Source organism: Natronorubrum thiooxidans, assembly GCF_900156475.1.
Taxonomy (GTDB): Archaea; Halobacteriota; Halobacteria; order Halobacteriales; family Natrialbaceae; genus Natronorubrum; species Natronorubrum thiooxidans.
On sequence record NZ_FTNR01000003.1, the window covers coordinates 53,297 to 77,831 of the forward strand.

The 24,535-nt window shown below is 62.7% G+C and carries 26 protein-coding genes and 1 tRNA gene; 13 read left to right on the plus strand and 14 right to left on the minus strand.

Features of this window, described 5'->3' with window-relative positions; genetic code table 11:
- Positions 1–288 precede the first annotated feature (288 nt).
- The 3 genes from BW940_RS05510 to BW940_RS05520 all read left to right on the plus strand — a co-directional run bounded on the left by BW940_RS05510 (position 289) and on the right by BW940_RS05520 (position 4,987).
- The gene (locus BW940_RS05510; RefSeq protein ID WP_076608206.1) at positions 289–1,290 is read left to right on the plus strand and encodes a potassium channel family protein; all 1,002 of its coding nucleotides are present in this window, start codon (positions 289–291) and stop codon (positions 1,288–1,290) included.
- An 87-nt stretch (positions 1,291–1,377) separates the two neighbouring features.
- Entirely contained in the window at positions 1,378–3,846 is a 2,469-nt protein-coding gene (locus BW940_RS05515) for a DNA topoisomerase VI subunit B (protein ID WP_076608207.1), read from the plus strand.
- A gap of 49 nt (positions 3,847–3,895) precedes the next feature.
- Positions 3,896–4,987 (plus strand): DNA topoisomerase IV subunit A, encoded by a 1,092-nt coding sequence (locus BW940_RS05520; RefSeq protein ID WP_076608208.1) that lies wholly within the window; start codon positions 3,896–3,898, stop codon positions 4,985–4,987.
- A 214-nt stretch (positions 4,988–5,201) separates the two neighbouring features.
- Here BW940_RS05520 and BW940_RS05525 read toward each other — a convergent pair whose 3' ends face one another.
- From BW940_RS05525 to BW940_RS05535, 3 genes are all read right to left on the minus strand, one after another.
- Positions 5,202–6,563, minus strand: coding sequence for an Nramp family divalent metal transporter (locus BW940_RS05525; RefSeq protein ID WP_076608209.1), 1,362 nt, complete (start codon positions 6,561–6,563; stop codon positions 5,202–5,204).
- A 168-nt stretch (positions 6,564–6,731) separates the two neighbouring features.
- On the minus strand, positions 6,732–7,433 hold the full coding sequence (locus BW940_RS05530) for an MBL fold metallo-hydrolase (RefSeq protein ID WP_076608210.1): 702 nt from the start codon (positions 7,431–7,433) through the stop codon (positions 6,732–6,734).
- Between the two features lie 577 nt (positions 7,434–8,010).
- The gene (locus BW940_RS05535) at positions 8,011–8,748 is read right to left on the minus strand and encodes a fumarylacetoacetate hydrolase family protein (protein WP_076608211.1); all 738 of its coding nucleotides are present in this window, start codon (positions 8,746–8,748) and stop codon (positions 8,011–8,013) included.
- Positions 8,749–8,977: 229 nt separating this feature from the next.
- Between BW940_RS05535 and BW940_RS05540 the strand changes: the two genes are divergently transcribed.
- A tRNA-Glu gene (locus tag BW940_RS05540) sits at positions 8,978–9,052 on the plus strand.
- Positions 9,053–9,187: 135 nt separating this feature from the next.
- On the opposite strand, the gene BW940_RS05545 is transcribed toward BW940_RS05540, so the two are convergent.
- The 8 genes from BW940_RS05545 to gvpA form a co-directional block, all read right to left on the minus strand.
- Positions 9,188–9,892, minus strand: a complete 705-nt coding sequence (locus BW940_RS05545) for a TOBE domain-containing protein (RefSeq protein WP_076608212.1) — start codon at positions 9,890–9,892, stop codon at positions 9,188–9,190.
- A gap of 2 nt (positions 9,893–9,894) precedes the next feature.
- Positions 9,895–10,698 (minus strand): amino acid ABC transporter ATP-binding protein, encoded by an 804-nt coding sequence (locus tag BW940_RS05550; RefSeq protein ID WP_076608213.1) that lies wholly within the window; start codon positions 10,696–10,698, stop codon positions 9,895–9,897.
- Positions 10,695–11,405, minus strand: a complete 711-nt coding sequence (locus tag BW940_RS05555; protein ID WP_076608214.1) for an ABC transporter permease — start codon at positions 11,403–11,405, stop codon at positions 10,695–10,697. The genes BW940_RS05550 and BW940_RS05555 overlap by 4 nt, the downstream gene beginning before the upstream one ends.
- Positions 11,406–11,408: 3 nt before the next feature.
- Positions 11,409–11,786, minus strand: coding sequence for a hypothetical protein (locus BW940_RS05560; RefSeq protein ID WP_143823869.1), 378 nt, complete (start codon positions 11,784–11,786; stop codon positions 11,409–11,411).
- Between the two features lie 352 nt (positions 11,787–12,138).
- Positions 12,139–12,465 carry a CHY zinc finger protein gene (locus BW940_RS05565; protein ID WP_076608430.1) on the minus strand — a complete coding sequence of 109 codons (327 nt, stop codon included), beginning with the start codon at positions 12,463–12,465 and terminating at the stop codon, positions 12,139–12,141.
- Positions 12,466–12,563: 98 nt separating this feature from the next.
- Entirely contained in the window at positions 12,564–13,133 is a 570-nt protein-coding gene (gene gvpO / locus BW940_RS22440; protein WP_076608216.1) for a gas vesicle protein GvpO, halophile-type, read from the minus strand.
- Positions 13,134–13,210: 77 nt separating this feature from the next.
- Positions 13,211–14,233, minus strand: a complete 1,023-nt coding sequence (gene gvpN, locus BW940_RS05575) for a gas vesicle protein GvpN (RefSeq protein WP_076608217.1) — start codon at positions 14,231–14,233, stop codon at positions 13,211–13,213.
- Positions 14,234–14,239: 6 nt separating this feature from the next.
- The gene (gene gvpA / locus BW940_RS05580; protein ID WP_049889998.1) at positions 14,240–14,527 is read right to left on the minus strand and encodes a gas vesicle protein GvpA; all 288 of its coding nucleotides are present in this window, start codon (positions 14,525–14,527) and stop codon (positions 14,240–14,242) included.
- Between the two features lie 361 nt (positions 14,528–14,888).
- On the opposite strand from gvpA, the gene BW940_RS05585 reads away from it, so the two are divergent.
- The 8 genes from BW940_RS05585 (at position 14,889) to gvpM (ending at position 19,381) form a co-directional block, all read left to right on the plus strand.
- Positions 14,889–15,512 carry a GvpL/GvpF family gas vesicle protein gene (locus tag BW940_RS05585; protein ID WP_076608218.1) on the plus strand — a complete coding sequence of 208 codons (624 nt, stop codon included), beginning with the start codon at positions 14,889–14,891 and terminating at the stop codon, positions 15,510–15,512.
- Positions 15,513–15,514: 2 nt separating this feature from the next.
- Complete coding sequence (gene gvpF / locus BW940_RS05590) at positions 15,515–15,769, plus strand: gas vesicle protein GvpF (protein WP_076608219.1); 255 nt, start codon at positions 15,515–15,517, stop codon at positions 15,767–15,769.
- Complete coding sequence (locus tag BW940_RS05595; protein WP_076608220.1) at positions 15,769–16,335, plus strand: gas vesicle protein GvpH; 567 nt, start codon at positions 15,769–15,771, stop codon at positions 16,333–16,335. The genes gvpF and BW940_RS05595 overlap by 1 nt, the downstream gene beginning before the upstream one ends.
- Positions 16,332–17,243, plus strand: a complete 912-nt coding sequence (locus BW940_RS05600; RefSeq protein ID WP_076608221.1) for a hypothetical protein — start codon at positions 16,332–16,334, stop codon at positions 17,241–17,243. The genes BW940_RS05595 and BW940_RS05600 overlap by 4 nt, the downstream gene beginning before the upstream one ends.
- 89 nt (positions 17,244–17,332) lie before the next feature.
- On the plus strand, positions 17,333–17,815 hold the full coding sequence (gene gvpJ, locus BW940_RS05605) for a gas vesicle protein GvpJ (RefSeq protein ID WP_076608222.1): 483 nt from the start codon (positions 17,333–17,335) through the stop codon (positions 17,813–17,815).
- Positions 17,812–18,156, plus strand: a complete 345-nt coding sequence (locus BW940_RS05610) for a gas vesicle protein K (RefSeq protein ID WP_076608223.1) — start codon at positions 17,812–17,814, stop codon at positions 18,154–18,156. Before gvpJ ends, BW940_RS05610 begins: the two co-directional genes overlap by 4 nt.
- Positions 18,153–19,061 carry a gas vesicle protein GvpL gene (gene gvpL / locus BW940_RS05615; protein WP_076608224.1) on the plus strand — a complete coding sequence of 303 codons (909 nt, stop codon included), beginning with the start codon at positions 18,153–18,155 and terminating at the stop codon, positions 19,059–19,061. The genes BW940_RS05610 and gvpL overlap by 4 nt, the downstream gene beginning before the upstream one ends.
- A complete protein-coding gene (gene gvpM / locus BW940_RS05620; protein WP_076608225.1) occupies positions 19,058–19,381 on the plus strand; it encodes a gas vesicle protein GvpM in 324 nt (107 codons plus the stop codon). The genes gvpL and gvpM overlap by 4 nt, the downstream gene beginning before the upstream one ends.
- Positions 19,382–19,431: 50 nt before the next feature.
- Here the strand turns inward: gvpM and BW940_RS05625 are convergent, their stop codons facing one another.
- A complete protein-coding gene (locus BW940_RS05625; protein ID WP_076608226.1) occupies positions 19,432–19,647 on the minus strand; it encodes a hypothetical protein in 216 nt (71 codons plus the stop codon).
- Between the two features lie 362 nt (positions 19,648–20,009).
- Complete coding sequence (locus tag BW940_RS05630; RefSeq protein ID WP_076608227.1) at positions 20,010–21,026, minus strand: Gfo/Idh/MocA family protein; 1,017 nt, start codon at positions 21,024–21,026, stop codon at positions 20,010–20,012.
- Between the two features lie 685 nt (positions 21,027–21,711).
- Here BW940_RS05630 and BW940_RS05635 point away from each other — a divergent pair.
- Positions 21,712–22,962, plus strand: coding sequence for an acyl-CoA dehydrogenase family protein (locus BW940_RS05635; protein WP_076608228.1), 1,251 nt, complete (start codon positions 21,712–21,714; stop codon positions 22,960–22,962).
- Positions 22,963–23,006: 44 nt separating this feature from the next.
- Here the strand turns inward: BW940_RS05635 and BW940_RS05640 are convergent, their stop codons facing one another.
- A complete protein-coding gene (locus BW940_RS05640) occupies positions 23,007–24,230 on the minus strand; it encodes a thiolase family protein (protein WP_076608229.1) in 1,224 nt (407 codons plus the stop codon).
- Between the last annotated feature and the right edge of the window lie 305 nt (positions 24,231–24,535).

Sequence of the window (24,535 nt, forward strand, 5' to 3'; positions counted from 1 at the left end):
CCTGAGACAGCGTCTCTGGGACTGGCCGTCGAGACGTTGTACTCGGTCGTCGACACCCCACACGGCCCCGAATCGCCACCGTGTTGGATGGGTGTTCGAGTCCGTCTTACCCCTGGTGTTGGTGTTGCTCGAGTCGTTCCACGGCTCTCATACGGACTGCTGTCGTCGATTCGAGTGACACACCCAACCGAAGCAATCGATGGCGACTCCGATCGAGGGAGCGGCCTCAAAAACCCGTGTCAGTACCCGGGGTGTCGTTGACGGTCTTCGGTCCTGTAGGGGGCGGACATGCAACCCATGTATCTGGCCGTCGGGACTGTCGTACTCGTCGCCGTGGTCGTCGATATTCTCTGGACGACGCTCTGGGTCGACGGGGGCTCCGGTCCGCTCTCGGCCCGACTGACAACCTGGACTTGGCGTGGGCTCCGGGCGATGAGTGGGGATCGCTCGAAGGCACTAAGCATCGCCGGGCCGCTGATCCTCGCGCTCACGCTCGCGATGTGGATCGCGCTGCTGTGGCTCGGCTGGACGTTCCTCTTCGCCGGCAGCGAAATCGCCCTCATCAGTACGCAGACCGGCCGGCCAGCCGACTGGGCTGGCCGGTTCTACTACGTCGCCTACACGATGTTCACGAGCGGAAACGGCGACTACACCCCGACGACGAGTACCTGGGAGATCGCCAGTTCGTTCACGACCGCGACGGGGATGGCCTTCGTTACGCTGGGCGTCTCGTACGTCCTCACCGTCCTCGGTGCGGTGTCGGAAAAGCGTTCGTTCGCCAGCGGCGTCACCGGGCTGGGCGAGCGCAGCGAAGCGTTCGTCCGTGCAGGCTGGAACGGTGACGAAGAGTTTCGCGGTCTCGACCTCCCGCTCGAGTCACTGTCTACGCAACTCTCACTGCTTGCAGACCAGCACAAGGCATACCCGATTCTCCACTACTATCACAGCGAACAGGCCTCGAGAGCCTCGGCGATGGCCGTCCCGATCTTCGACGAGGCGCTAACGATCTTTCGCCACGGCGTCGCCGACGACGTGCAACCGAATCCAACACTCGTCGAAAACGCCCGCTCGAGCGTCGATAGCTATCTCGACACGCTCGAAACGGCGTTTATCGATCCTGCCGATGAGGTTCCGCCGCGGCCGGCCCTCGACCGGCTTCAGGACGATAACATTCCGACCGCTCGGGATGATGTGTTCGACGACGCAGTCGCGGATCTCTCGGCCCGTCGCCGAAAGCTGCTGGGCATCGCGCGTGCCGATGCGTGGTACTGGCCGCCGCTCGAAGAGTGAGACGCCCGCTGTGGGCCGCCGAGCCGACAGTTCACTTTCACTCCGGTAACACACACCTTTTAGCCCCGCCGCTAGTATGGGGGGACAATGACGTCGTTTCAGTCGACACTCGAGGACGAGGTGGGGATCGCCGAGGAGCTGGCCGAGAACCAGCAGGCGATCTCGATCGCCGAGTTCTTCGAGAAGAACAAGCATATGCTTGGCTTCGACAGCGGTGCTCGAGGCCTTGTCACGGCCGTCAAAGAAGCCGTCGACAACGCCTTAGACGCCGCCGAAGAAGCGGGCATTGCCCCGGACATCTACGTCGAAATCGAGGAAGCCGGCGACTACTACCGGCTGATCGTCGAGGACAACGGCCCGGGATTGACCAAAGAGTCGCTCCCGAAAGTCTTCGGGAAACTGCTGTATGGCTCGCGGTTCCATGCCCGTGAGCAAAGTCGCGGACAACAGGGAATCGGGATCTCCGCTGCCGTTCTGTATGCACAGCTGACAAGCGGGAAACCTGCCAAAATCACCAGTCGAACCCAGGGTGCAAGCGAGGCCCAGTACTTCGAACTCATCGTCGACACCGACGCGAACGAACCCGAGATCAGCGTCGAGGAGACGAGTTCGTGGGATCGTCCCCATGGGACGCGCATCGAACTCGAGATGGAGGCGAACATGCGCGCCCGCGGGCAGCTTCACGACTACATCAAACACACGGCCGTCGTCAACCCTCACGCCCGCCTCGAGTTACGCGAGCCAAAGAACCACTTCAAGTTCGAACGGGCGACGGACCAGCTTCCAGCGGAGACGGAGGAGATTCGCCCACACCCCCACGGCGTCGAACTCGGCACCGTCATGAAGATGCTGACGGCGACGGACTCCCAGACGATCTCCGGGTTCCTCCAAGAGGAGTTCACCCGCGTCGGCAAGAAGACCGCCGAGTCGATCATCGACGAGTTCCGCGACCGCTACTACGGCCGTGAGATGCGCTGGCGGCCACCCACGGCACGTGATGACGTCGACATCGGCGCTGCAGTGTCGGCGGCGACGGCAAACAAGGGTGCCGATGCGACGGCCGCCTTCGCGGAGGCCATCGCCGACGCAGTCGCCGACCACGACCGTATCGCCCACCACGAACTCGTTGCAGCTGTCGATGTGGCTGCCGAAGACGTCGAAGCCGACCACGGGACGACGTTCGGCGACACCGTCCGTGAAAACGCCGTCGAGGCCGTCTGGCTCAACGTAATCGACGCTGCGGACGACGCCGAGACGGACGCCGACGCCACTGTCGAGCACACGGCGGAATCGCGACTCGTTGCAGACCTCCAGGCCCTCGCCGACGACGCCACGAGTACGCGCAAGGACGACGAGGTGATTTACGCCTTCGCCGAGCGACTCGCGGCCACGTTCGAGGACGAACACGAAGCCGAGAACGTCCGCCATCGGCTCACCCGAACGAGACTCCGCGAGTTCGTCGATCGAGCAGCGGCGTTGACCGAAGAGTACGACGACGTCACGTTTGGAGAGACGGCCCGCGAGAACGTCACCGACGCCGTCTGGGACGTTATGGCGACGGTTCCCGACGACCCACCGCTGGTTCGCGAACTCGACAACGACCGCGACGCCACCAGTAATCTCGTCGACGGCATGCGTGCAGCCGACATCATGGCTCCGCCGACGCGATGTCTCGCGCCGATCACCGAGGAGTTGATCACGGCTGGCCTCCAGAAGGAGTTCGATGCCGACTTCTATGCGTCCGCAACGCGAGATGCTGAAGTCCACAGCGGCGATCCGTTCATCGTCGAGGCCGGGATCGCCTACGGCGGCGAGATCGCAGCCGAAGGCAGTGCCGATGTCATGCGGTTTGCAAACCGCGTGCCGCTAGTCTACCAGCGCGGTGCGTGTGCGACGACCGACGTGGTCAAATCGATCGGCTGGCGCAACTACGGCCTCGATCAACCCGGTGGCTCCGGGGTGCCCAACGGCCCGGCCGTGATCATGGTCCACGTCGCCTCGACAAACGTGCCCTTCACGAGCGAGTCCAAAGACGCCGTTGCGAACGTCCCCGAGATCGAAGACGAGATCGAACTCGCGATCCGCGAAGCCGCTCGCGAACTCAAAAGCTACCTCAACAAGCGCCGCTCGATGCAACAACGGCGCAAGAAACAGAACGTCCTCGGAAAGATCCTCCCCGAGATGGCCGAGAAAGTCGCCGAGGTAACCGGACGTGAGGAACCGGACATCGACGACGCCGTCGCACGAATCATGAACAACGTACTCGTCGAGCGCAGCGTCAAGGAAAACGGCGACGGCCAGGCCGTCTCGGTCACCGTCGAAAACAACTCGAACACGACCGAATCGCTCGAGATTACCGATATTCTGACCGCAGAGCCGACGAACCTCTCCGAGGACGCCACCGTCGTCGAGATGGACGGCGAGTGGTTCGTCAAGTGGGATATCAACGTCTCGAGCGACGACGAGGCTGCCCTCGAGTACGTGGTCGCCAACGACGCGACGTTCGATCTGGACATCAAAGGTGTCGAAAGCGAGAAACTCACGGTGTCAGCATGAGTGTACGAACGACTGCTCGGACTGACCGAAACGCAATTACGGTGAACCAATGAGCGCAGACAACGACCAGCAGGCACGAGAACAGTTGATCGACCTCGCCGCACAGTTTTACGACCAGTTCGAACTGGGCGAGATTCCCCATATGTCCGTGCCAACGCGGACGAAGAACAATATCGAGTACGACGAGGAGACAGGCGTCTGGGTGTACGGCGATCGAGAGTCGACGCGGTCGGCGAACTCCGTTCGTGGCGCACGAAAGCTCCTGAAGGCCGTCTACACCATCGAGTTCCTCGCAGACCAACTCGAGGAAGACCGATCGTCGACCCTGCGTGAGTTGTACTACCTTTCGGAGAGCTGGGACAACAACGAGGCGCAGTTTTCGGACCAAGACGAGTCCAACGGCCTGATCGAGGATCTCGAGATCGTTTCGGGCGTCACCCGCGAGGACTTCCATATGCGCCCCGAGGAGTCGGGGGCGACGATCATGGGGCCGCTGCACCTGCGCGAGCAGACCCGGCGGGGTGAACGCGAGATCCACTGCCAGAAAGACGTCGGTGAAGGGGGCTACCAGATCCCGAACAACCCCGACACGATCGAGTTCCTGAACAGCGAGGCCGACTTCGTCCTCGCCGTCGAGACCGGTGGGATGCGCGACCGACTCGTCGAGAACGGGTTCGACGAGGAGTACAACGCCCTGATCGTCCACCTCAAGGGCCAGCCCGCGCGGGCGACTCGGCGGATCATCAAACGGCTTCACGACGAACTCGACCTCCCGGTGACGGTTTTCGCCGACGGTGACCCGTGGTCGTATCGGATCTACGGCTCCGTCGCCTACGGCTCAATCAAATCCGCTCACCTCTCGGAGTATCTCGCGACGCCGGCCGCCCAGTACATCGGCATCCAGCCGGCCGATATCGTCGAGTACGATCTGCCGACCGACCCGCTCAGCGACTCCGACATCAACGCCTTGGAGAGCGAACTCGAGGACCCACGCTTCCAGACCGACTACTGGGAAGAACAGATCGAGTTGCAACTCGAGATCGGCAAGAAGTCCGAACAGCAGTCGCTTGCAGCCCGTGGATTGGATTTCGTGACGGAGACGTATCTCCCCGAACGTCTCAGCGAGATGGGCGTCATCTAGACGCACCTCGAGCCGAGGGTCGGGGAGAGTAACCGAACGTCTCAGCGAGATGGGCGTCATCTAGACGCACCTCGAGCGCGGTTCGAGCCGAGCGAGAAAGCCTGTTACAGACTGTTTTTAGCACCACCGATCGCGCAGAGCCACCGCTCGAGTCGAGAAGTGGCGGCTGTGTGTGGACGGGGAGGCGACAGAAAGCGGGTGATTCGAGGCCGTATTACCCGATGAAACCGAGTCGAAGCGCAGCCCCCATCGCCCCAAAGATGAGGACGAACACGAGGCTGACGACGTAGTAGGCGTGCCAGGCTCGAGACGGGCGGAACGGCTCGGGGAGGTTCTTCTCGACGACGTACCAGTTCGCCGGATAGAAGAAGATCTCCGTGACCGCGAGGACCGCGGCGACGTAGAGCAATAGCGTCACGGGGACGTTCCCGAGTGCAAGCACCATCGCACTGCTGACCACGACGACGCCGGCGACGACGAGCTTGCGGATACGCTCGCTGTCGATACTGTCGTCCTCGAGTGCCATCGGGAGGATGTCACCGGTCGCACGGGCGGCCCCGTCGAGAAGCGTAATGACCGTCGAGTAGAGGGCCGCGAACGCGCCGACCAGCATGGCGTAGTACGACCACTCGCCGAAGGAGTCGCTCAGGACACTACCGATGGCGAACGCGAGGTTGGCGTCCGTCGGCGGGTTCGGATAGAGGACGTTCGTGGCCAAGATCACCATCGCAGCGATCAGGACGAAACTGAACACGTAGCCGACGTTGAAGTCGCGGCGACCGGTTTTGATCCACGCACGAATGTAGTCGTGGTGGGCTGGATCGTCCGGATCGAGCCCCTTCTGGCGCAGTTCGCTAGCCCCTTCGCCTTTGGCCATACTCCAGCTGCCGATCAGGATACTCGTACTGAATCCGGTCGGGGCGAATCCGGCGGCGGCGGCGAACAGCGCGATGAACGCGGGGCCGGTAAGGTCGGGGATCGCAAACGTCGTTTCGGCGATCCGTTCGGGCGATGGCGGCCCAACGAGCGCGCCGAGCATGACGAGCACACCGACAGCGACCGTAAAGCCGATCAACGCCTTCTCGAGGACGGTGTAGCGCGACGTGATCACGAGCGCGCCGGCAGCGCCGACGAAGAGGACGTACGCCCACGCTGCGGTGAGCCAGCCGGGAGTCAACGCGGCGATGAACGCGGCCGTGCTCATCCCGACGCTGGCCGTGATGAACGTGTACATGACGGTAAAGACGAGGATCGTCAGCCAGAGCGCCCAGTTTTTCGGCCCGGGGAGATCGCCGTAGGCTTCGATCGGGTTTGCCCCGACGCCGTAGTTGTAGCGAATGCCCAGTTCCCAGGCACCGTACTTGGCGACGTAGATGAGCCCGAACATCCAGATTGCGACGAGTCCGAACGTCCCGCCGAGGGTCGGCGCGAGGACGATGTGACTCCCGCCGATACTGATCAGCGCCCAGAGCATCGACGGCCCGAAGTGGTTTTTGAAGAAGCCGGTCCAGCCGGCGGCGGGATAGGTGAGATCGGACTGGGAGGGTTCGATCTCGGTTTCGGTCTTACCAGCCACGTGTCTCACCTGTTCGTTGATCCGTGACGGCAAACGGCAGGTGGTCGCCCACCCGTGTCCATCCCGAATGTGAACGTGTGCCAACAGTATACATAGAGAGTATGGGTGTGTGTAGGGGATCCGTGACTTAGGTCCACGGATTCGTCCGCGAGTGAACAGTGGTGTCCGTTACTGTTCGTCGAGGACCACCGGAACCGCGCGGTTCGCGACATCGACGACGAACGCGTCCGCGTCGGTTTCGATCGCCTCGAACGTGTCGTAATGGATCGGCAACACGAGGCCCGGGCGAATTTGTTCCGCGAGCGCGGCAGCCTCGTGGCGATCCATGGTAAATGTGCCGCCGATCGGCGGGAGGAACAGGTCGATATCTAACTCCGCGTGGAACGGCAGGACGTCGGTGTCGCCGGGCCAGAACGCCGAGACACCGTCGACGGTAACGGCAAAGCCACAGCCCGCTCCTTCGGGATGGTAGGGGTCGCCGTGTTCGTCGACGTGTGGTCCTTCGGGATCGTTGTACGCCGGCGTGGTGTACAGATCGAGTGGCCCGAGGACGAACGACTCGTCAGCCCGGACGCGCTCGACCTCGTAGGGCAACGATTCAGGCTGTTCATCGACCCGATCAATCTCGGCGGCGTCGATCGACTCGTGGACGACGACGATTGCGTCCTCGTGGGCTACCCGGCGAATGCCGTCGGGATCGTAGTGGTGAGCGTGAGTCACCAGGACGAGATCTCCGTCACGCGCGTCGTATTCCTCGAGCACACCGTATCGGCCGGGATCCATGTAGATGACAGCACCCGTCTGGCTCTCGAGGCGAACAGTCGCGTACCCGAGCCAGTCGACGGTCACTGCACCGAAACGGACGGTCATATTCGAACTGTACGCTCGAGCGGCTGGAAAAGGTTCGGCTCGCACTGCTCACGCCCGATCCCACCCGGTTATACGCTGAACAGGCGCAACACCACGTCGTTCACGGCGTGGATACGCGCCGTCACTGATGACGCTTTCCACCGACGAGAGTATACACCGAGTTTCCAATCCATACGTTCAAGTGACAAAAACTGCTACACGATGGTAAGGTTAGGTCGGAACAGAGCGGATTCCGAACGACCTACGGAGGCGGCCTTGCCGCCAACTCAATGAGACAATATCTGAAACGCCGATGTGGTGAACGCGAATCCTCGAAAGGTTCGTCTCGTGCCTGTCGGTCGAGCAAGCCCAAAGATAACTCCAAGTCCGTTGACGCACCAGCGACTCTCTTCTGGCAAAAACAACAGATGGGAGTCAACGATGCGGAGGATAGGAGTAACGGCGGTTTGGCACCGCCAGTCAGCCACCGACCACGACAACTGAGTTAAACGGGTTCCCGTAAAGTGGCGGCGTCCATGGTTGCAAACCTGAAACTCCCACTGCTCGGGATTCCTGCGTCTTCAGGCGCAGGAGGATGTCAAGGACGACGGATCGAGTGTGCGAGCGTGCCGACGCCCTCGACCTCGATTTCGATCTCGTCGCCATCGGACAGTGGGCCGACGCCTTCCGGCGTGCCGGTCGCGATCACGTCACCCGGCTCCAGAGTCATGTACGCCGTGATCTCGGCGATCAGTTCCGGAATCGGGAAGATGAGTTGTTCTCGGGACCCGTCCTGTTTCAGTTCACCGTTGACGCGGGACTTGACCGCTGCGTCGTCGGGCACTTCGTCGGGCGTCGCAAGCAGCGGTCCAAGGGGGGCCGCGCCGTCGAACGCCTTCCCGCGGATCCAGTTTTGTTCTTGCTCTTGATCGTCACGATTCGAAACGTCGTTGACGCACGTAAAGCCCTCGACGACGTCCATCGCGTCGGCGACGGGGACGTGGCGACACTGCTCGCCGATGACGACGCCGAGTTCGGCCTCGTAGTCGATGCGTTCTTTCCCGGCAGGCGCGGTGACGGTGTCGCCGTGGCTCGCGACCGCGTTCGGCGGCTTCAAAAAGATCAGCGGCCGATCCGGAAGCTCGGACCCCATCTCGTCGGCGTGGTCGGCGTAGTTGCGCCCGATGCAGACGATCTTCGAGGGCTCACACGGTGGGAGCACGTCGATGTCGTCGGACTCGAGCGCATAGCTGTCGTTCCCAAAGTGGACGTGACCGTTCTCGAACTCGCCACGGCGGACGGCACCGGCAGGGTCGCGGAATCGAACGTATTTCATGCGAGATGGGTCGCGGCGGATGTTCAAAAACGTTGAGATGGCGGCGGCACTCGCACACTCGAGGGCGTTTCGGATCTCGTGAGTGGGGGCGAACCGATACCCGTCCGGTGTCGGCCCGCGGTCCGCGGCTACGTGACAGTGACCTAAGTACGTCAGTACATGCCACTACGGGCGCAGAACGGAACGCTTTTTACTAGGCCCCCGCAATCGACTAATGCGTTCGAGGCACGCTCCGTTGGTGTAGTCCGGCCAATCATTTCGGCCTTTCGAGCCGATGACCAGGGTTCAAATCCCTGACGGAGCATTCTTCCGACGACCTGCTTCCTGAGCCGACGCTGTATTTTATAAACCGAAGCGAAAAGCACGAGCGGCGAACCGAGTGTTTCGCTTCGTATTCGACTCGCTTGTCGTCACGACACTATTCGTACTCGACAGTCGCTCACGCGCTGTAATCCGACTCGAGGCGGATCGCTCGAGCGGCCGTCGCTTTGAACGAGACCGTAATCGACTGGCCGACCTCGAGTCCTAGTCGGCTCGAGCTGGCGTTCGTAATGAGTGCCTGGAGCTCGCTATCCGCTCCGAGCCGGACCGTCACGCCGGTGATGGCCTCGCCGGGCTCGAGGGCCATGACAGTCCCCCGAAACTGGTTGCGGAGGCTGGTTTCGTCTGCGCTGGGCGCTTCGTCCGGATCAGTCAGGACGACCGCATCCGACCGGACAGTCACTTGAACCTCGTGGGCACCGTCGGGAACGAGCGCGAGAATCGAGCCGATTGCCGTCTCGACGGTTGCGAGTTCTCCCGTTCGATCCTGGACGGTCCCCGGAAACACGGATTCGGTGACCCGTGCCACACCGTCGAGTTCGGCCTCGTGTCGACCGAACTGGTGGCACAACTCGTGGGCCGTCTGGGTGAGGGTCGTTCCACCACCACCGCTGCCACCCCGCTGGCGCTCCGTAATCGGGCCGACAGCGTCCTCGATCTCGACGACACGGTTTTGCAGTCGTGCGTACGACCGGCCCAGTTGCTCGGCTGCTTTGTGCATCGATCCGTGTCGGTCGATCGCATCGAGCATCTCGATATCGCGTCGATCGATCGTAACCTCGCCGACCGCGAGTTTCGTGCTGTATTCTTTTTCGATCGTCATACTCAGTAAATCAGCTCACCGTCGATGAATTTCCGGGCGCGGTCGTCGGTCGGGTTTTCGAACACCATTTCGGCACGGCCGACCTCGATGATATCGTTCCCGAGCAACACTGCAACCCGATCCGCGACGCGCTCTGCCTGGTGCATATCGTGCGTTGCGATGGCGACCCCGATCCCCCGATCTCGCGCCTCGAGGACGGCATCCTCGAGAACGGCCGTATTTCGCGGGTCGAGATCCGATGTGGGTTCGTCGAGCAAGAGCACGTCGGGATCGTACGCGAGTGCGCGGGCGAACGCGACCCGCTGGGCCTCGCCACCGGAGAGCGACGTCGCGTCCTGCTTGACCTTGTCCCGGAGGCCGACGCTCTCGAGGGCGTTGATCGCGTCGCCGGTCGCAGTGGATCGGCCGACGAGACTCGCAAGTTCGTGCCGAAGCCGATCGGGCCACGACTGGCGAACCCGAAGCCCGTACTCGGCGTTGCGCCGCACGCTTGCGTCGAAGAGACTCGCGTCTTGAAAGACCATGCCAATCCGTCGGCGACACTCGAGGCGGCGCTGTTCGGACGCGTCCCAGACGTCGACGCCGTCGTGCTCGATCGTCCCACGGTCGGGCGCGTCGAAGAGTGCGAGCAGTCGAAGCAGGGTCGATTTGCCGACACCCGACGGGCCGATGATCGCGACGACCTCGCCGGCCGACACCGACAGCGAGAGTCCCTCGAAAACGGGCTCGTCGCCGTAGCTGTGATGGATGTCGAGTGCCTCGAGCGTCGTCGCTGCTCCCCGGACAGCGGTCGGTTTGAGCGTCATCGGTAGCCTCCGTCGTCGCTTCCCAGTCGCACCACGATCGCGTTGACGAGCAAGACGAGGACGACGAGGATCGCGCCGAGGATCATCGCCGTCTCGTACTGCCCCTGTCGGGCCTCGAGTTGGATCGCCGTCGTGAGCGTTCGGGTCTTCGACGTGCCGTCCGAGCCGGCGATGTTGCCGCCGACGATGAGGACGGAGCCGACCTCGCTGATCGCCCGGCCGAACCCGGCAAGCACCGCCGTCGCGATTCCGTAGCGGGCCTCTTTGATCGTCACGAGTGCCACGTCGACGCGCGTTCCGCCCATCGCGTACGCCGCGTCACGAACGTTCTGTTCGACGCCACCGACGGCAGCGAGACTGACGCCAGTGATCACCGGGAACGCGAGAATGAACTGCGACATGATCATCGCCTCGGGCGTGAACACGAGCTCGAGCGAGCCGAGCGGTCCCTGATTGGACACCGCAAACAGCACGATGAGTCCGACAACGACGCTGGGAAATCCCATCCCGGTATTGATGATCGAGGTGAGTAGGCGCTTGCCCCGGAACTCCGTGAATCCGACGAGGAGTGCAACGGGGAGGCTACAGAGGGTACTCAGCGAAACCGCGACGAGACTGACGTACAGCGAGACGCGAATAATACTCCGAACGTAGGTCCATTCGAAGGGGAACTCGACCGCAAGCGCAGTGATCGTATTGAGTAGCATGAGTTATGCCGTTTCGGCCGGGTCGCTCGAGTGCTGGGGACTGTTCTGACCGACGGTTGGCTTTTCGGACCGTCCATCCGGGTGGAACACCGGTTCAGTATCGATCGTATCCACCTCGGTCCTGGGCTGGCCCCATGGTCCAGCAAAAAATCCGCGAGCATGGGCCACGACGACACCGACGTCTCTGCGTTCCCCAGCGGCGGTCGTTTCGCTCGTCTCCGCCGAAACGGCTCGAACCGTGAGCTCGAACAGCGACTCGAAGATCGAGTGCTGTTCGTCGAGTGTGGGCCCACCCCCGGCGTGTTCCCCACCCAGACAACTCGAACGGCGTCTCACTGCTGAGCCAACGCCTGTGAGGGGGACACGACGTTGTATCTTCATAGATATATCGCCGTTCGAATAGAATAAATACGTTTCGGCTCCGGGCGTTAACGCGGCCCAGAGGTGTTAGACTGCGAACGATGAGACACGAGAGAATTGACACGAACGATCCTGCTGGATGCGGTAGCGCGTAAATCGGTTCCGTCGCCCAAACTGTCCGACATGATTTCGTTTTGTGGCCAGCGGCGACGCGCTCGAGTTCGACCGACAGACCGGCGTGTTCGGCGATGATCTGGTCGAGGAGAAACTCGTAGACCCGATCGAAATTCAGCGATGACGGCCAGAGGGTGTATGCACTCCACGGGAGTGAACGGACACGGAGCAGCTGATCCGGAGTTGTTCGCTGGAGGCGTTAGGATATGTCTGTCTCGAAGTAACGATCGGCATGGGCACGACAACCGGGATTGAACGGGACATCACACGCCGGACAGCGATAGTCAGCCTCGAGGTACTCGGGAACAGTGAGTTCGGTCTCACAGACGCCACACAGCACCGATGGCTCGTCGAAGCGCTCGCGTGGCCACGGAATCGCCTCGTGATCGGTCACGGCTTCGTGACACCGATAGCAAGGGGAGTACTGCCGACAGCAGGCGAACTTGAAGGCGACGACGTCACGGTCGGTCTGGTAGTGGCGACATCGAGTCTCGGAGTCGACGCCGTGGACAGGGATTTCAGACACGGTTCGTCGATCGAACTGACGGGGAGACACGACTTCCGGGTTGTGCTTTCGAACTCGAGCGCCTCACACCGGTTGTGTGGGTCGCGCCCGGCGGTCTCCTACTCAAACGTTCCCGTGTCGCCGCGCCGGTACCGATCCAGTCGGCGATAGCCATGGACGGTCGCGTCGTCGTCGAGTTCGATCTCGTACCGTCCGATGATGTCCTGGGTGTCGGGGACTGCTCGGCGTTCGACGACCTCGACGACTGCACGCCAGCCGTCGTCGGTCGGCGCGATTTCGCTGACGGCGTCGAACTCCCGGCCGATGAGTTCGCCGGCCGTCGACTGGACTGTCTGACGAACGGTGAGGACGCCGGCGATCTCGTCGTGGTCAGTTTCGACGTCGGCGTCGACCGACTCGGGATCGGTCTTCTCTTCGGCGGTCATATCGACTCCGAGATCACGACTTTGGGACTGGCTTTCGTCGGCCTCGTCGGCCTCCTGTGTTCGCTGTTCGTCTTCGACTTGTTCCTGTTCGCCTTCGACTGTTTGACTATCACTCACAGTTGGATCACTCTCGTCATGTTGGTAGCAGAACCCGTCGTCCTGGGCTGGCCGCGAGCAGCGCTCGCCGTCCTCGGTGAGCGCCTGACACTGCGTCGCTGATTGCTGTGTCTCGACATCAGCCATTGGATTTTGAGCCTGTCGTCGTTCCGCGTTTCGCTATCGTCTGGAGATTTCTTGTCGGCCTCTTCGTCTCGATCGAGTCAGATCGATTCGGCGATCTGTGTCTGGAGCTGTCTCACGTCATCGGGTCCCTGGCCAGCGATCTTCGGCGCGAGCACGTCCACGAAGACCTCGGTTAGCAGTTCGTCGTCGAGCGTACCGTTTTCGCCGCTGTCGAAGATCGTGAGTCCCTTTGCGGCCGTGATCGCCGCCCGCGTGCCGACGACGATCTCGAGGTCATCCCGTAGCGTCCGCATCGTCTCGACGACCACCTCGATGGCCTCTTCCGGAAGGTCGACGTGGGATCGAACGATCTCGCGCTCGGTCTCACCGTCGTAGTAATCGACGTGGACGCCGACAAACCGATCGAGCAGCGCGTCCTGTTGCTCGTGGACGCCCGCGTACTCGACGTCGTTCGAGGTCAGGATTGCCCGGAACTCGGGATGGACGTCGATCGATCGATTCTCGCCGCGTTTGCCCGGTCGCTCCAGAACGCCCTCCTCAAAGACCGAGAGCAAGACGTTGTGGGCGGCGGGATCGCTGCGCGAGAACTCGTTGTAGACGAGCGTTGCTCCCTCCCGGACGGCGACCGACAGTGGATTGTCCACCCAGCGTTCGCGGATGATCTCCGTCTGTTTGCTCACGCCACTGACGAACCGGTCGTCTTCTTTGTAGCGCTCTCCGCCGGCGTGGTCGCCGACGAGTGCGGCCGTGTCGACGGCCTCGTCTCCATTGAGCCAGACGACTGGGCGGCCACGCTTGGCAGCCGCTGACAGCGCAAGTGCGGTCTTTCCACAGCCCGTCGGCCCGATCAGATGGACCGGCTGATCCGCCTCGAGCCAGCCGGTGATCCGTCCACGTAACGCGGTGACGGCATCCGTCTCGACGAAGGGGTCGGGGGTGACGTCTGCTGGATCGGTAAGCGGGCTGTCGCCGTTCTTCTTGCCCGCGTTCGACGCTTTTCGAGCGAGTTCCTTCTTGGCACGCCGCCCTGCTTTCTGTGAACGGTCGCTTCTGATCTTCCGGCCACGGACCTTTCGCTTGCGCGAAGCATCGTCTGCCATGACGTGTTATTCAGTGGCAGACTTTGGTGACGATTCTGGACGCTGTTCAACCTCGAGTTCCTCGAGTTCTTCGAGGTCGCCCTCTGCGGTGGCTTGCTCAATTTTTGCGATCTCCTCCGCGTAGTGCAGGAAGGTGTCGACGGAGGCGACGACGACACGGGCTTCGATCGTCAGCAGTTCGATCCCGACGACCGAGACCCGCGCCCAGACGTCGATGACGACGCCCTTGTCCAGAATACGGTCCAGTACCTCCGCGAGACTCGAGGAGTCAGGTCTTCGTTGTGGTTGTGCCATACTACATGCAGGATACATCTGGGATTCCTAACACGGCTGGCGCTGCGACTGCAAGCCCCTCTGACACGGTCAGTCGAGCCCGTGTCCACGTTCACGATCGCCCGAGCGAAGGCTGCGACTGCAAGCAGCATAATAACCCGGCGCGGTGGTGTACCTCTCGTGATGAGTTGCCCGAGTATCCGCGGGTGAAGCCACCGAGTCGTGCTCGCGTTTCACCCCCGGGTAGTCGACGACTAGTTCCCATGAGATCCATTCGATCGATCCCCCTCGAGGCCGACGCTGAACTGAGCCCCTGGCCGCGGGCACGAGTCGCATCGTCCACTGACCGACGACGGCAACACGCTGGTCGGGTGAGCATCCGATGACCAACCGGTACGTCTACGGCGTCATGACCGACGAACCAGTCGAGTTCGAAACCGATGCTGTCGGTGGCGCAGACCGCGTCTACACGGTCTCGCATCGCCGCCTCAGTGCCGTCGTCTCCACCATCGACACCACGGATCCCGAAGAGACCGACGCGGACGCCCAGCGCCACGATGACGTCCTCCGGGAGATCATGGACCGTGACGGCGGGCGGACGATCGTCCCGATGCAGTTCGGGATGGCCTTCGAGAGCGACCGAGCGCTGAAGAACGTCCTTCGTGGCGCGAAACCGGCGTTTCGGCGCGCAATCAACGATATCGAGGGACGGATCGAACTCGGCCTCAAACTCGTCCGCGAGGAGGACGCCGACGTCGACGTGGATGCGGTCGAGAAGGCCGTCGCAGACGAACTCAACCCCATCGCCGCCCAGTCGGTCCCAAATGACCTGTTCAGCGATCGGCTCGTACTCAATCGCTCCTATCTCGTCGATCGCGACGACCGCGAGCGCTTCGACGAGGCGATCGCCCGATTCGAGGACGAACACGACGACCTCATCGTTCGATACACGGGGCCGTTCGCACCGTACAGCTTCGTCGACGTCAAAATCGGAGCCCAGCGCTAACCATGTTCATCCTCGACGATCTCCTGTTTCGGCCGTTCGTCGGCATCGTGGATACACTGCACACGATGGCACTCAGCGAGATCTACGACATCGACGCGCTCGAGGACGAACTCAAGGAAAACCAGCTGCTGTACGAACTCGGCGAACGCCCCGAGACGGAGTACCAGCGACGCAAGGACGAACTCGAGGACGAACTCGAGATCGCCCGCGACGTGCACGAACGGCTCACGAGCGGTCGTGTGGAGGTGAAATCGTAATGCCACCAACCGATCCCGAACGGGACGATACGTCGGACGAATCGGCCGACGAGACCCACTGGCTCTCGAATCTGTTCACAGCGCTGCAGTGGCTCGACGATTCGACGTCGGGACGACGTGACGACCGAACGAGATTCGATTACGACGTGTCGATCCGCACTGGGATATCGTCCGACGACGACCCACAGTTCGAACGACGACCGTTCTCCCGCGAGGAGTCCGCCCGAGGGCGGGAGCGAGAGCATAGTCGATCACGAACGCGACGCGACCGTTCGGATGCGCCCTCGGTGACACCCTCGAGCGACCACCACCTGACGACGCGAGAGTTCGAGGACGAACTGCTTGTAATCGCCGACGTAGCCGGTGCCAATCCGGACGACGTCACCGTCGGCTTCGGCGACGACGCGACGCTCGTCGTCGCCGTCTCGGATCGGGAACTCGGCCGTCTCGAGGTCCCCTGGCGCGATTGGACGGCCGATGCGGTGATCACGAACGGCGTGCTCACCGTCCGGGTCAGGCCGGACCCGACGGCGACCGGAACCAACGAGCAGGAGGGCGACGAATGAGCTCCGATAACACAGACAAGGGTTTCGACGCACTGCTCGAGGACGCCATAGAGAGCCTCCAGCGGCTCGAATCGACGCTCGGCGACGCGGAGACGCTCGACGCACTCGACGACGAGACCATCGAGACGGCAATCGGCGACGTCGACACCCTCGCGCAGGTGGCAACCGAAGTCGGTGACCTGATCGAGGCGATGAATCTGCGCGAGTTGCCGGCGGCAGTCGACGGCGACAAACTCCTCGAGGCGATCGAACTGGGCGAGATCCCCGACGTGCTGGCAAACGAGGACGAGGGCGTCAGCGAACTCGTCGACTTCACGGCGCTGGTCGACGCGATCAACTTGCTGAACGCCTGGAACGCCACGGACCTGACCGACGTCTGGGAGGAGAAACGCGAACTGGACGGCGCGATCGACGACCTCGAGGACGGCGACGACGCCGGAGTGGTCGAAAACGCCGTGGCGGGCATCGCCGACGATGATGGCGGGCAGTTCCTCGGCGATGACGAGGACGACCTCATCGAAACGGGGATGGACTCGGCGACCGCGGCAAAGGAGGCCCTCGGTGACATCGACGTTGCGGAGGACCCCGAGGCCTACCAAGTGGCCATCCAGCAGCAGGCGATGACGGGGATCGACGCCTTCCGCTGGGCGCTGCTCGAGACCCACGAGCAGTTCGAACGACTCTACGAACAAAACCGCGAGCAGATGCGCCGGCAGGATACCAGCACGAACTCGCGGAACCCGACCGCGGCGTCGACGATCCCGACCGATCGCCGCGACCTCGGCGGTGGGGCACGGTATGCGACCGTCCCACGGGACGTCAAACTCTCGACAGCACCCAGCCGAACGCGGATCTACGGCCGCCGGTTCGAGCTCGAACGGGAAAAACGGAGATCCACCAATGACTGACCCACCCACACTGGCCCGGAGACGACGTGAGCTGACGAGTACCGTCCTCGAACCGACGGCATCGACGACTCGACCCGGAGGTGAGCGCCATGGTCGATGACTTCCAGCCGAGTCGACAGAAGACCGACCTCGCGGAGGTCGTCGAGATGCTACTGGACAAAGGCATCGTCATCAACGCCGACATCGCCGTCTCGATCGGCGACACGCAGCTACTGGGCGTTCAGATCCGGGCTGCCATCGCGTCCTTCGAGACGGCGGCAAAGTACGGCCTCGAGTTCCCCGAGGGGACCGACATGCGTCGCGTCGCCGCCGCGGTCGACGATCCCGAACTCGCCGAGATGGAGCGGCCGAAGCCCCCAATCGATCCGACGCGTGGCGTCAACGTCACCCCCGACGAACGGTACGCAGACGAGACGCGAGCGGACGACTCGAGCGAGGACGAACGCGACGACTCGAGCGCCGACGGGAACGACGAGAGCGGCGACGACAGCGCCGACACGGGCGACGGCATCGACACGGAGACCGAGGAAGACGAAGCGCAGACAGCGGACACGAAGGGTGAGAACGCATGACCCAGATCGATGTCGGTGACGGCGAGGACGCACGCCAGGGACTGGTTAGTCTCGTTGTCACTGTCATCGAGATCCTGATCGACGCCTTAGAGCGCGAAGCCGTCCGTCGCATGGAGTCGGGTAACCTCTCTGACGAGGAAATCGAGCGCCTCGGCCGCCAGCTCGCGACGATCGAAGCCGAGATCGAACAGCTCAAACGCGACGAAGAGATCGAAGACAGCGTCGACGGTCTTCGAGACGATCTGAACGGACTGGTCAACGACGCGATCGAACAGCTCCACGGCGAGCCGGAGATCGCCCACGCGCCCGGCTACTCCGTGTTCGGGGGTGACGAGCAGTGAGCTCCGACCGATCGGACCGACTCGAGGGCGTCGATGATGTCGACACAGCTGGCGACGACGCGGTCCCCGAGATCGATACCGGTCGATATCTCTACTGTCTCGTTCGGGCCGACGAGGGCGAATCACTCGAGACGACCGGCGTCGACGGCGAACCCGTCTCGGTTATTACTGAGGACGGTATCGGTGCAGTCGTCCACGCCTGCGATGGTCTCTACGACTCGGCGGATCTCACGCAGATCCGGCGCTGGCTCGTCCGTCACCAGACGGTCGTCGACGAGGCCGGCGAGGTCTTTGGCACACCGGTTCCGTTCCAGTTCGATACGATCCTCCGTGGCGACGACGATGGCGTCCGCGAGTGGCTTCGCGAGGAATCCGACACCCTCGAGCGGGCGCTATCGGGGCTGGCGGACCACTGGGAGTACCGGGTCGAGGTCGTCGAAACCGAGCCGATCAGCGACGACGCACTGTGCGAGCGCGATGATCGGCTCCGGGAACTCGAGTCGAAGATCGACGACGCCGAAGAAGGGGCGGCGTACCTGCTCGAGAAGCAGTTCGACCAGCGGCTCAAAGAGTTGCGGGCTGTCCGTCGCGAATCGCTGACGGCCGACCTGCAGACGCGACTCGACGAGCATGCACGGGAGGTCCACGCGCTCGAGCGCTCGCCAACGGCATCGCTTTCGGACGAGGTGGCTGATGCTGACGGCGACGGGAGTGACGGCGAAACACTCTGTCGGCTCACATTGCTCGCCCACGAAGACGACGAAGGGGGTCTCGGCTCGGTCTTAGATGACGTCGCAGCGAACGACGGTGTCAAAGTCAGGTTCACTGGCCCGTGGCCGCCGTACACGTTCGCGCCGGAACTGGGCGGCGATGACGAGCCGACAGACACACCCACACACGCATGAGACCGCAAAAAGACGAGGAGGCACTCGTCGACGTCCTCGACGTCCTGCTCAGGGATGGGGCGATCTTGCGTGCGGACGTGATCGTCTCGGTCGCGGAGATTCCGCTCGTCGGGATCAAGCTCACGGCCGCGATCGCTGGCATGGAGACGATGAACGAGTACGGCCTCTTCGAAGAGTGGGATATCGAGCGCCGGCGGTCGGCGGTCACACGTCGCCAACACCGACGCGAGCGAAACAGAAACACAGCCGACCACGACCGAGTCGCGGGCGGGGGGTCACAGATATCCGATCAGGCTCGAACCGAGGACGGGTCCGAGTGAACGCCTCGAGAGACAGCGATAGCCGACTCTTCGGGATCGACGGGACAGCGTCAGGCGAACTTCGGCCGTTCCGTCGTGAGGTCGACGTCACCGGTGACGGTCTCTTTGTCCCGATCCTCGTCGTAGATGTACTGGCCGGTACTTCCACAGAGCGTACACTCGTAGGTCTCGGAGATCTCGTTGATCATCTCCCCGTCCTCGAAGTAGACGCGGCTCTGGGTAATCTGCAGGAATTGGGGCGTCTCGCAGTTACTGCAGCTGATCATACTCGGTCGGTAGCCGTGACCGGTTGTAGTTATCCGGCTTGTAACCGAAAGCAATAGCAGACTATGCGTTTCTCATTCGGCCGCTGGCCGGGTCCCGAACACCTACTCGAATCGTTACCGGTTCGATTTCAGTGATAGTCTGTCGAACCGAAGTAAATACCGCATAACCGCCGGACACAGGCCGAATGTACTCGCAGAAATAAACTCGAGTTAGCAGCTGCTAACCAGTCTGATCCGTGTCGTTCGCTCGGAGTATTCGGGTACTTCTCGGGTCGAACAGTCCCGATCGGCGGCCGAAATCTCCCCCGCTCGTTTGTCGTGGTGCGTTCGTGTCTCGACGGCGGGACACCGTTGGATCGGGCTTACTCCTTGAGCGATACCCGTACTCGGTCTCCGGTCCGTGCCGCCTCGTAGGCTGCCTCCGTCAGTGCCGTCACCCGAAGCGCGTCTCGAGCCGTCGCCGGCGGCTCGGCTCCCGTTCGGACGCTCTCGAGGAAGGCATCGGCTCGTGTCTGTTCGGTGCGGAAATCGATGTAGGGGTCGTACTCGTTGGCGTCGGCATCGATCTCGCGGACGTCGCGTGGCCCCCACTGACGGCCCTCGAGGTAGACCGCACCGTCGTCGTCCCAGCAGTGGATATGTTCGCGGACCGACGGTGCATCGCCGTGAAACGAGAACGTCCCGGTCGCGCCGTTCGTAAATCGGACGTCGAGATGGGCCCGCCGATCGATCCGCGTTGCGTCGTCGTGAAAGTCCATACTCGCCGTGACGGATTCCGGCTCGAGTCCGGTCGTCCAGAGCACGCCGTCGAGGACGTGACTGCCGGTATCGTAGAGGAAGCCACCGCCGGAAAGCGAGGGGTCGAGACGCCAGGTGCCGCTCGCGTCGTCGATCCAATCCTGTGTGATCGATGCCGTCAGCCAGGTCGGTGATCGATCGCGAAAGCGCTCCCTGGCGGTCCGAAACGCCGTCTGGAGGTGGCGCTGGTAGCCGACCATGAGCATCTTCTTTCCCCCTTCGGCCCGGGCTGTCAACTCGCGGGCGTGCTTGAGGTCGGTCGCGAGGGGCTTGTCGCAGTAGACGTGCGCGCCGTGGTCAAGTGCTCCCATAATCTGCTCATAATGCAGCGTATGAGGCGTTCCGATGAGGACGGCCTCAACTGGCTCATCCGCCAGCATCGTCTGATACTCGGTGTACTGTCGGTCAGCCGGGACGTCGAATTCGGCACCGTGTGCCGTGAGTCGGTCCTGATCGAGGTCACAGAGAGTCTGGACGGTCGCGTCCGGATGGTGGTGAAACTGCTCGCCGACGGTCGTGCCGATATATCCGAGTCCGACAATGCCGATCCGAAGCGGCTGCTCGGGACGTGCCGTGTGCATAGGCCGACGAACGGGCCCCTCTCGTGTTTTTCTGTGGGTGTCGTAAGCAAGCAACCGCACTCGAGGTTGCTCGAGCAGGACGGGATTCAGTCCGCGTAGCGATCGCCTAGCGATTTGAGGGAGGTTCTAATCAGTCTCCAGCCCAGTCCTGTAACCGGGTTATTCGATGCCTGTCAATGGTTCGTCCCCGCTACTATCAGCCAAGTGCCTGCATAACAATGGTAACAAGTTGCATTGTTCCGGGTGCGGGGATGAACAACCCCGCCGGGTACACGCTCCAACAGACCACGACGCGCTGACCAGCTGATTGCGTGCGTTCGTGCCCGGATCGCTCGGAAGTGGACTCGCCCCCGCTTCGAGTTAGCTCATGTCTCTCACGCCAGGGCGGGCTCCCGCCCCCGCCCGGGTTTACTGCCCTACTTTCCCTCGAGCGGGACGGCTCTGTCACCGCTGAGTCAGGAACCTGGACAGTCGTTACGCAGCTGATCTACTACCCCACCGTCCCGGTACGATCGCCGGATTGTTCGCGGTCGCGTTGAAACTGACGGAGAGGAGTCCGTTTCGCGGTCGAGTTCGGACACCGTCTCGAGGACCACCATCTGTTAACTCACAGGGCGTTGTCTGTGAATGTCCGTAACTGATTATTCCGATATACATTTACAATGTTGTATGCATATATTTCGGTATGGAGTATCACGACTCCGAGAAAGCAAAGGCGGTCGCAGGACGCGTCGAGGACTTCATGGACGAAGTCGTCCTTCCGCGCGAGCGAGAGGCACTCGCGACTGGCGAGCAGCTCACGCAAGACGAACTCGAGGACTTCTGGAAGCAGGCCAAAGAGCGGGAGCTGTTTGCGCCACAGGTCTCCGAGGAGTACGGCGGTCAGGGGCTGGATTTCAGCGACATGCTCCCCTCGTTCGAACAGGTCGGGCGCTCACTGATCGGCGCACACGCGATCCGCGCGAACGCCCCGCAGGAAGGGAACATGCACACCTTAGAGATGGTCGGCACGGACGACCAGAAAGAAAAGTGGCTGCGCCCGCTCGTTCAGGGCGAGATCTCATCGGCCTTCGCGATGACCGAGCCCAAACAGGGCGGCGGCTCGGACCCGAAAATGCTCCAGAGCACCGCCGTCAAAGACGGTGACGAGTGGGTCATCAACGCCCACAAGTGGTGGACGACCGACGGCCTCGAGGCGGACTTCTATCTGGTGATGGCCCGGACCGATCTGGACGCCCATCCCTACGAGGGAACGTCGATCATTCTCGTCCCCGCCGACGCCGACGGCGTCGAAGTCGTCCGCAACATCCCCCATCTCGGCGGCCACGGCATCACCGAACGCGAGGGCGGCCACGCCGAGGTAAAGTTCAACGACGTTCGCGTGCCGGTCGAGAACACGATCGGCGAGGAAGGGCAGGGCTTTCAGGTCGCCCAGATGCGGCTTGGCGGCGGGCGACTCACCCACTGTATGCGCTACTCCGGAATGGCCGAGCGCTCGCTCGACATCGCGAAGGCGTATCTCAGCGAGCGCGAAGCGTTCGGGACGACCTTAGACGAAAAACAGGCGCTTCGCCACCGCATCGCCGACGCCGAAACGCAACTCCACGCCGCCCGAACGATGGTTCGCCACGCCGCGCGCGAACTCGATCGCAGCGACGCCCGCATCGAGGTCGCGATGTCGAAGGTGTTCACCGCGAACGTCACCAACGAAGCGATCGACCTCGCACTCCAGTGTTGTGGCGGCAACGGCATCGGAAAAGACCTCCCGATCGCCCACTTCTACGAGGACGTCCGCGCGTTCCGGATCGTCGACGGTGCCGACGAGGTCCACCGCCGCTCGATCGCCCGCTGGGCGTTCGATGACATCGCCGACGAAGAGATCGAGCACGCACTCCAGTTCGACGAGGATCTGCGTATCGACGCCCTCGACGAGTAACCTCGAGCGTTCGTTTCGCGGTCGTAATTCCGAGTCGTGGCCGTCTAGACGCGCTCGATAATCGTCGCGATCCCCTGTCCGAAGCCGATACACATCGTCGAGAGCGCGGTGTCCTGGCCCGTTCGCTCGAGTTCGTGCACGAGTTTCGTCAGCAACGCTGCGCCGGTCGCCCCGAGCGGGTGGCCGTGAGCGATCGCGCCGCCGTTGACGTTGACGTCCGCCCACGACGCGCCGGTTTCCTCGAGCCAGGCGGCAACGACCGACGCGAACGCCTCGTTGACCTCGAACAGGTCGATGTCGCCGATCGTCATGTCGGCTTTCTCGAGAACCTCCTCGGTTGCCGGAATCGGGCCGGTCAGCATCGTCACGGGATCGACGCCGACGACCTCGGTCTGGGTGATGCGGGCCATCGGCTCCCAGCCGTGTTCCGCGGCGGCCGCCTCGCTCGTGACCAGCAGCGCCGATGCGCCGTCGACGATCCCCGAGGAGTTGCCCGGATGGTGGACGCCCTCACCGTCTTCGCGGAACGATAGGGGCAGTTTCGAGAGCGTTTCAAGATCCGTTTCGGGTCGCGGGTGTTCGTCCTGCTCGACGGTGACGGTCTCACGGGTCGCTTCGCTCTCCGTTCGATTCTCCGAGTCGTTTCGTGACTCGCTCTCCACCTCGAGTTCGGTCTCGACGGGCACGAGCTGATCGTCGTACCGGCCGTTCTCCCAGGCCTCGCCCCAGCGGCGCTGGGAGTCGACGGCGAGTTCGTCCAGTTCCTCGCGCGTAAAGCCGTACTCCTCGGCGATCCGTTCGGCTCCTTCGCCCTGGTGGGTCAGTTCGTCGAAATGTTCGAAATAGGTGTCCGTGACGGCACCACCGCCGGAGACGCCGTCAGCGCCGTCCGACCCCAACGGCACGCGGGTCATGTGCTCGACGCCGCCGGCGACCAACACGTCGTGCTGGCCGGCCATGACGTTCGTCGCGGCGAAGTTGACCGCCTGCTGGCCGGAGCCACACATCCGATTGAGCTGGACGCCCGGGACGCCGTCACCCCAGCCGGCGACCATCGGCGCGAGCCGGCCGATGTTGAGCCCCTGCTCGTCGACCGGCGTGACACAGCCGTAGATGACGTCTTCGACTGTCTCGGGCTCGAACCCGTTGCGTTCGGCGAGCGCCTCGAGCGGTTTCGCCGCCAGATCCTGCGGGTGCGTGTCGCGAAACGAGCCGCCTCGTTTACCGAAGGGGGTCCGCACCGCATCGACGATGACTGCATTGGTCATTGTTCTCATGGAAATATCACCGCGTTCCCCATAGACGTTCCGCCCGTAATGACTGTCTCGAGGGCGATTTCCGCACGTCGCGTGCAGTACGGGATTCGCGGCTGGAGCATTGCTGCGGTTCGAGGCTCGGAGTCAGGTCGCGCTTGCTGGTCGGCTGTCGACCGCGACGCGCTGTCCTCGAGGCGTACGCTTATGCGTTTTGTTACCTAATAGCTTTAAAAATGGACCGAAACCGGACCACGGCGTCACGTCGCCCCCGATCGAGGGCCTACTCGAACGATCCACCGCAGCGGACGAGCGCTCGA

What these genes read in the sequence shown, in the direction of transcription:
- BW940_RS05515 (WP_076608207.1), top strand. Translation starts at nt 1,378, where the DNA reads ATGACGTCGTTTCAGTCGACACTCGAGGACGAGGTGGGGATCGCCGAG.
- BW940_RS05610 (WP_076608223.1), top strand. Translation starts at nt 17,812, where the DNA reads ATGACCCAGATCGATGTCGGTGACGGCGAGGACGCACGCCAGGGACTG.
- BW940_RS05555 (WP_076608214.1), bottom strand. Translation starts at nt 11,405, where the DNA reads ATGCTACTCAATACGATCACTGCGCTTGCGGTCGAGTTCCCCTTCGAA.
- gvpF (WP_076608219.1), top strand. Translation starts at nt 15,515, where the DNA reads ATGTTCATCCTCGACGATCTCCTGTTTCGGCCGTTCGTCGGCATCGTG.
- BW940_RS05550 (WP_076608213.1), bottom strand. Translation starts at nt 10,698, where the DNA reads ATGACGCTCAAACCGACCGCTGTCCGGGGAGCAGCGACGACGCTCGAG.
- BW940_RS05630 (WP_076608227.1), bottom strand. Translation starts at nt 21,026, where the DNA reads ATGCACACGGCACGTCCCGAGCAGCCGCTTCGGATCGGCATTGTCGGA.
- BW940_RS05595 (WP_076608220.1), top strand. Translation starts at nt 15,769, where the DNA reads ATGCCACCAACCGATCCCGAACGGGACGATACGTCGGACGAATCGGCC.
- BW940_RS05585 (WP_076608218.1), top strand. Translation starts at nt 14,889, where the DNA reads ATGACCAACCGGTACGTCTACGGCGTCATGACCGACGAACCAGTCGAG.
- BW940_RS05560 (WP_143823869.1), bottom strand. Translation starts at nt 11,786, where the DNA reads ATGAAGATACAACGTCGTGTCCCCCTCACAGGCGTTGGCTCAGCAGTG.
- BW940_RS05635 (WP_076608228.1), top strand. Translation starts at nt 21,712, where the DNA reads ATGGAGTATCACGACTCCGAGAAAGCAAAGGCGGTCGCAGGACGCGTC.
- BW940_RS05625 (WP_076608226.1), bottom strand. Translation starts at nt 19,647, where the DNA reads ATGATCAGCTGCAGTAACTGCGAGACGCCCCAATTCCTGCAGATTACC.
- BW940_RS05545 (WP_076608212.1), bottom strand. Translation starts at nt 9,892, where the DNA reads ATGACGATCGAAAAAGAATACAGCACGAAACTCGCGGTCGGCGAGGTT.
- BW940_RS05535 (WP_076608211.1), bottom strand. Translation starts at nt 8,748, where the DNA reads ATGAAATACGTTCGATTCCGCGACCCTGCCGGTGCCGTCCGCCGTGGC.
- BW940_RS05640 (WP_076608229.1), bottom strand. Translation starts at nt 24,230, where the DNA reads ATGACCAATGCAGTCATCGTCGATGCGGTGCGGACCCCCTTCGGTAAA.
- gvpJ (WP_076608222.1), top strand. Translation starts at nt 17,333, where the DNA reads ATGGTCGATGACTTCCAGCCGAGTCGACAGAAGACCGACCTCGCGGAG.
- gvpO (WP_076608216.1), bottom strand. Translation starts at nt 13,133, where the DNA reads ATGGCTGATGTCGAGACACAGCAATCAGCGACGCAGTGTCAGGCGCTC.
- BW940_RS05530 (WP_076608210.1), bottom strand. Translation starts at nt 7,433, where the DNA reads ATGACCGTCCGTTTCGGTGCAGTGACCGTCGACTGGCTCGGGTACGCG.
- BW940_RS05600 (WP_076608221.1), top strand. Translation starts at nt 16,332, where the DNA reads ATGAGCTCCGATAACACAGACAAGGGTTTCGACGCACTGCTCGAGGAC.
- BW940_RS05510 (WP_076608206.1), top strand. Translation starts at nt 289, where the DNA reads ATGCAACCCATGTATCTGGCCGTCGGGACTGTCGTACTCGTCGCCGTG.
- gvpM (WP_076608225.1), top strand. Translation starts at nt 19,058, where the DNA reads ATGAGACCGCAAAAAGACGAGGAGGCACTCGTCGACGTCCTCGACGTC.
- gvpN (WP_076608217.1), bottom strand. Translation starts at nt 14,233, where the DNA reads ATGGCAGACGATGCTTCGCGCAAGCGAAAGGTCCGTGGCCGGAAGATC.
- BW940_RS05520 (WP_076608208.1), top strand. Translation starts at nt 3,896, where the DNA reads ATGAGCGCAGACAACGACCAGCAGGCACGAGAACAGTTGATCGACCTC.
- gvpA (WP_049889998.1), bottom strand. Translation starts at nt 14,527, where the DNA reads ATGGCACAACCACAACGAAGACCTGACTCCTCGAGTCTCGCGGAGGTA.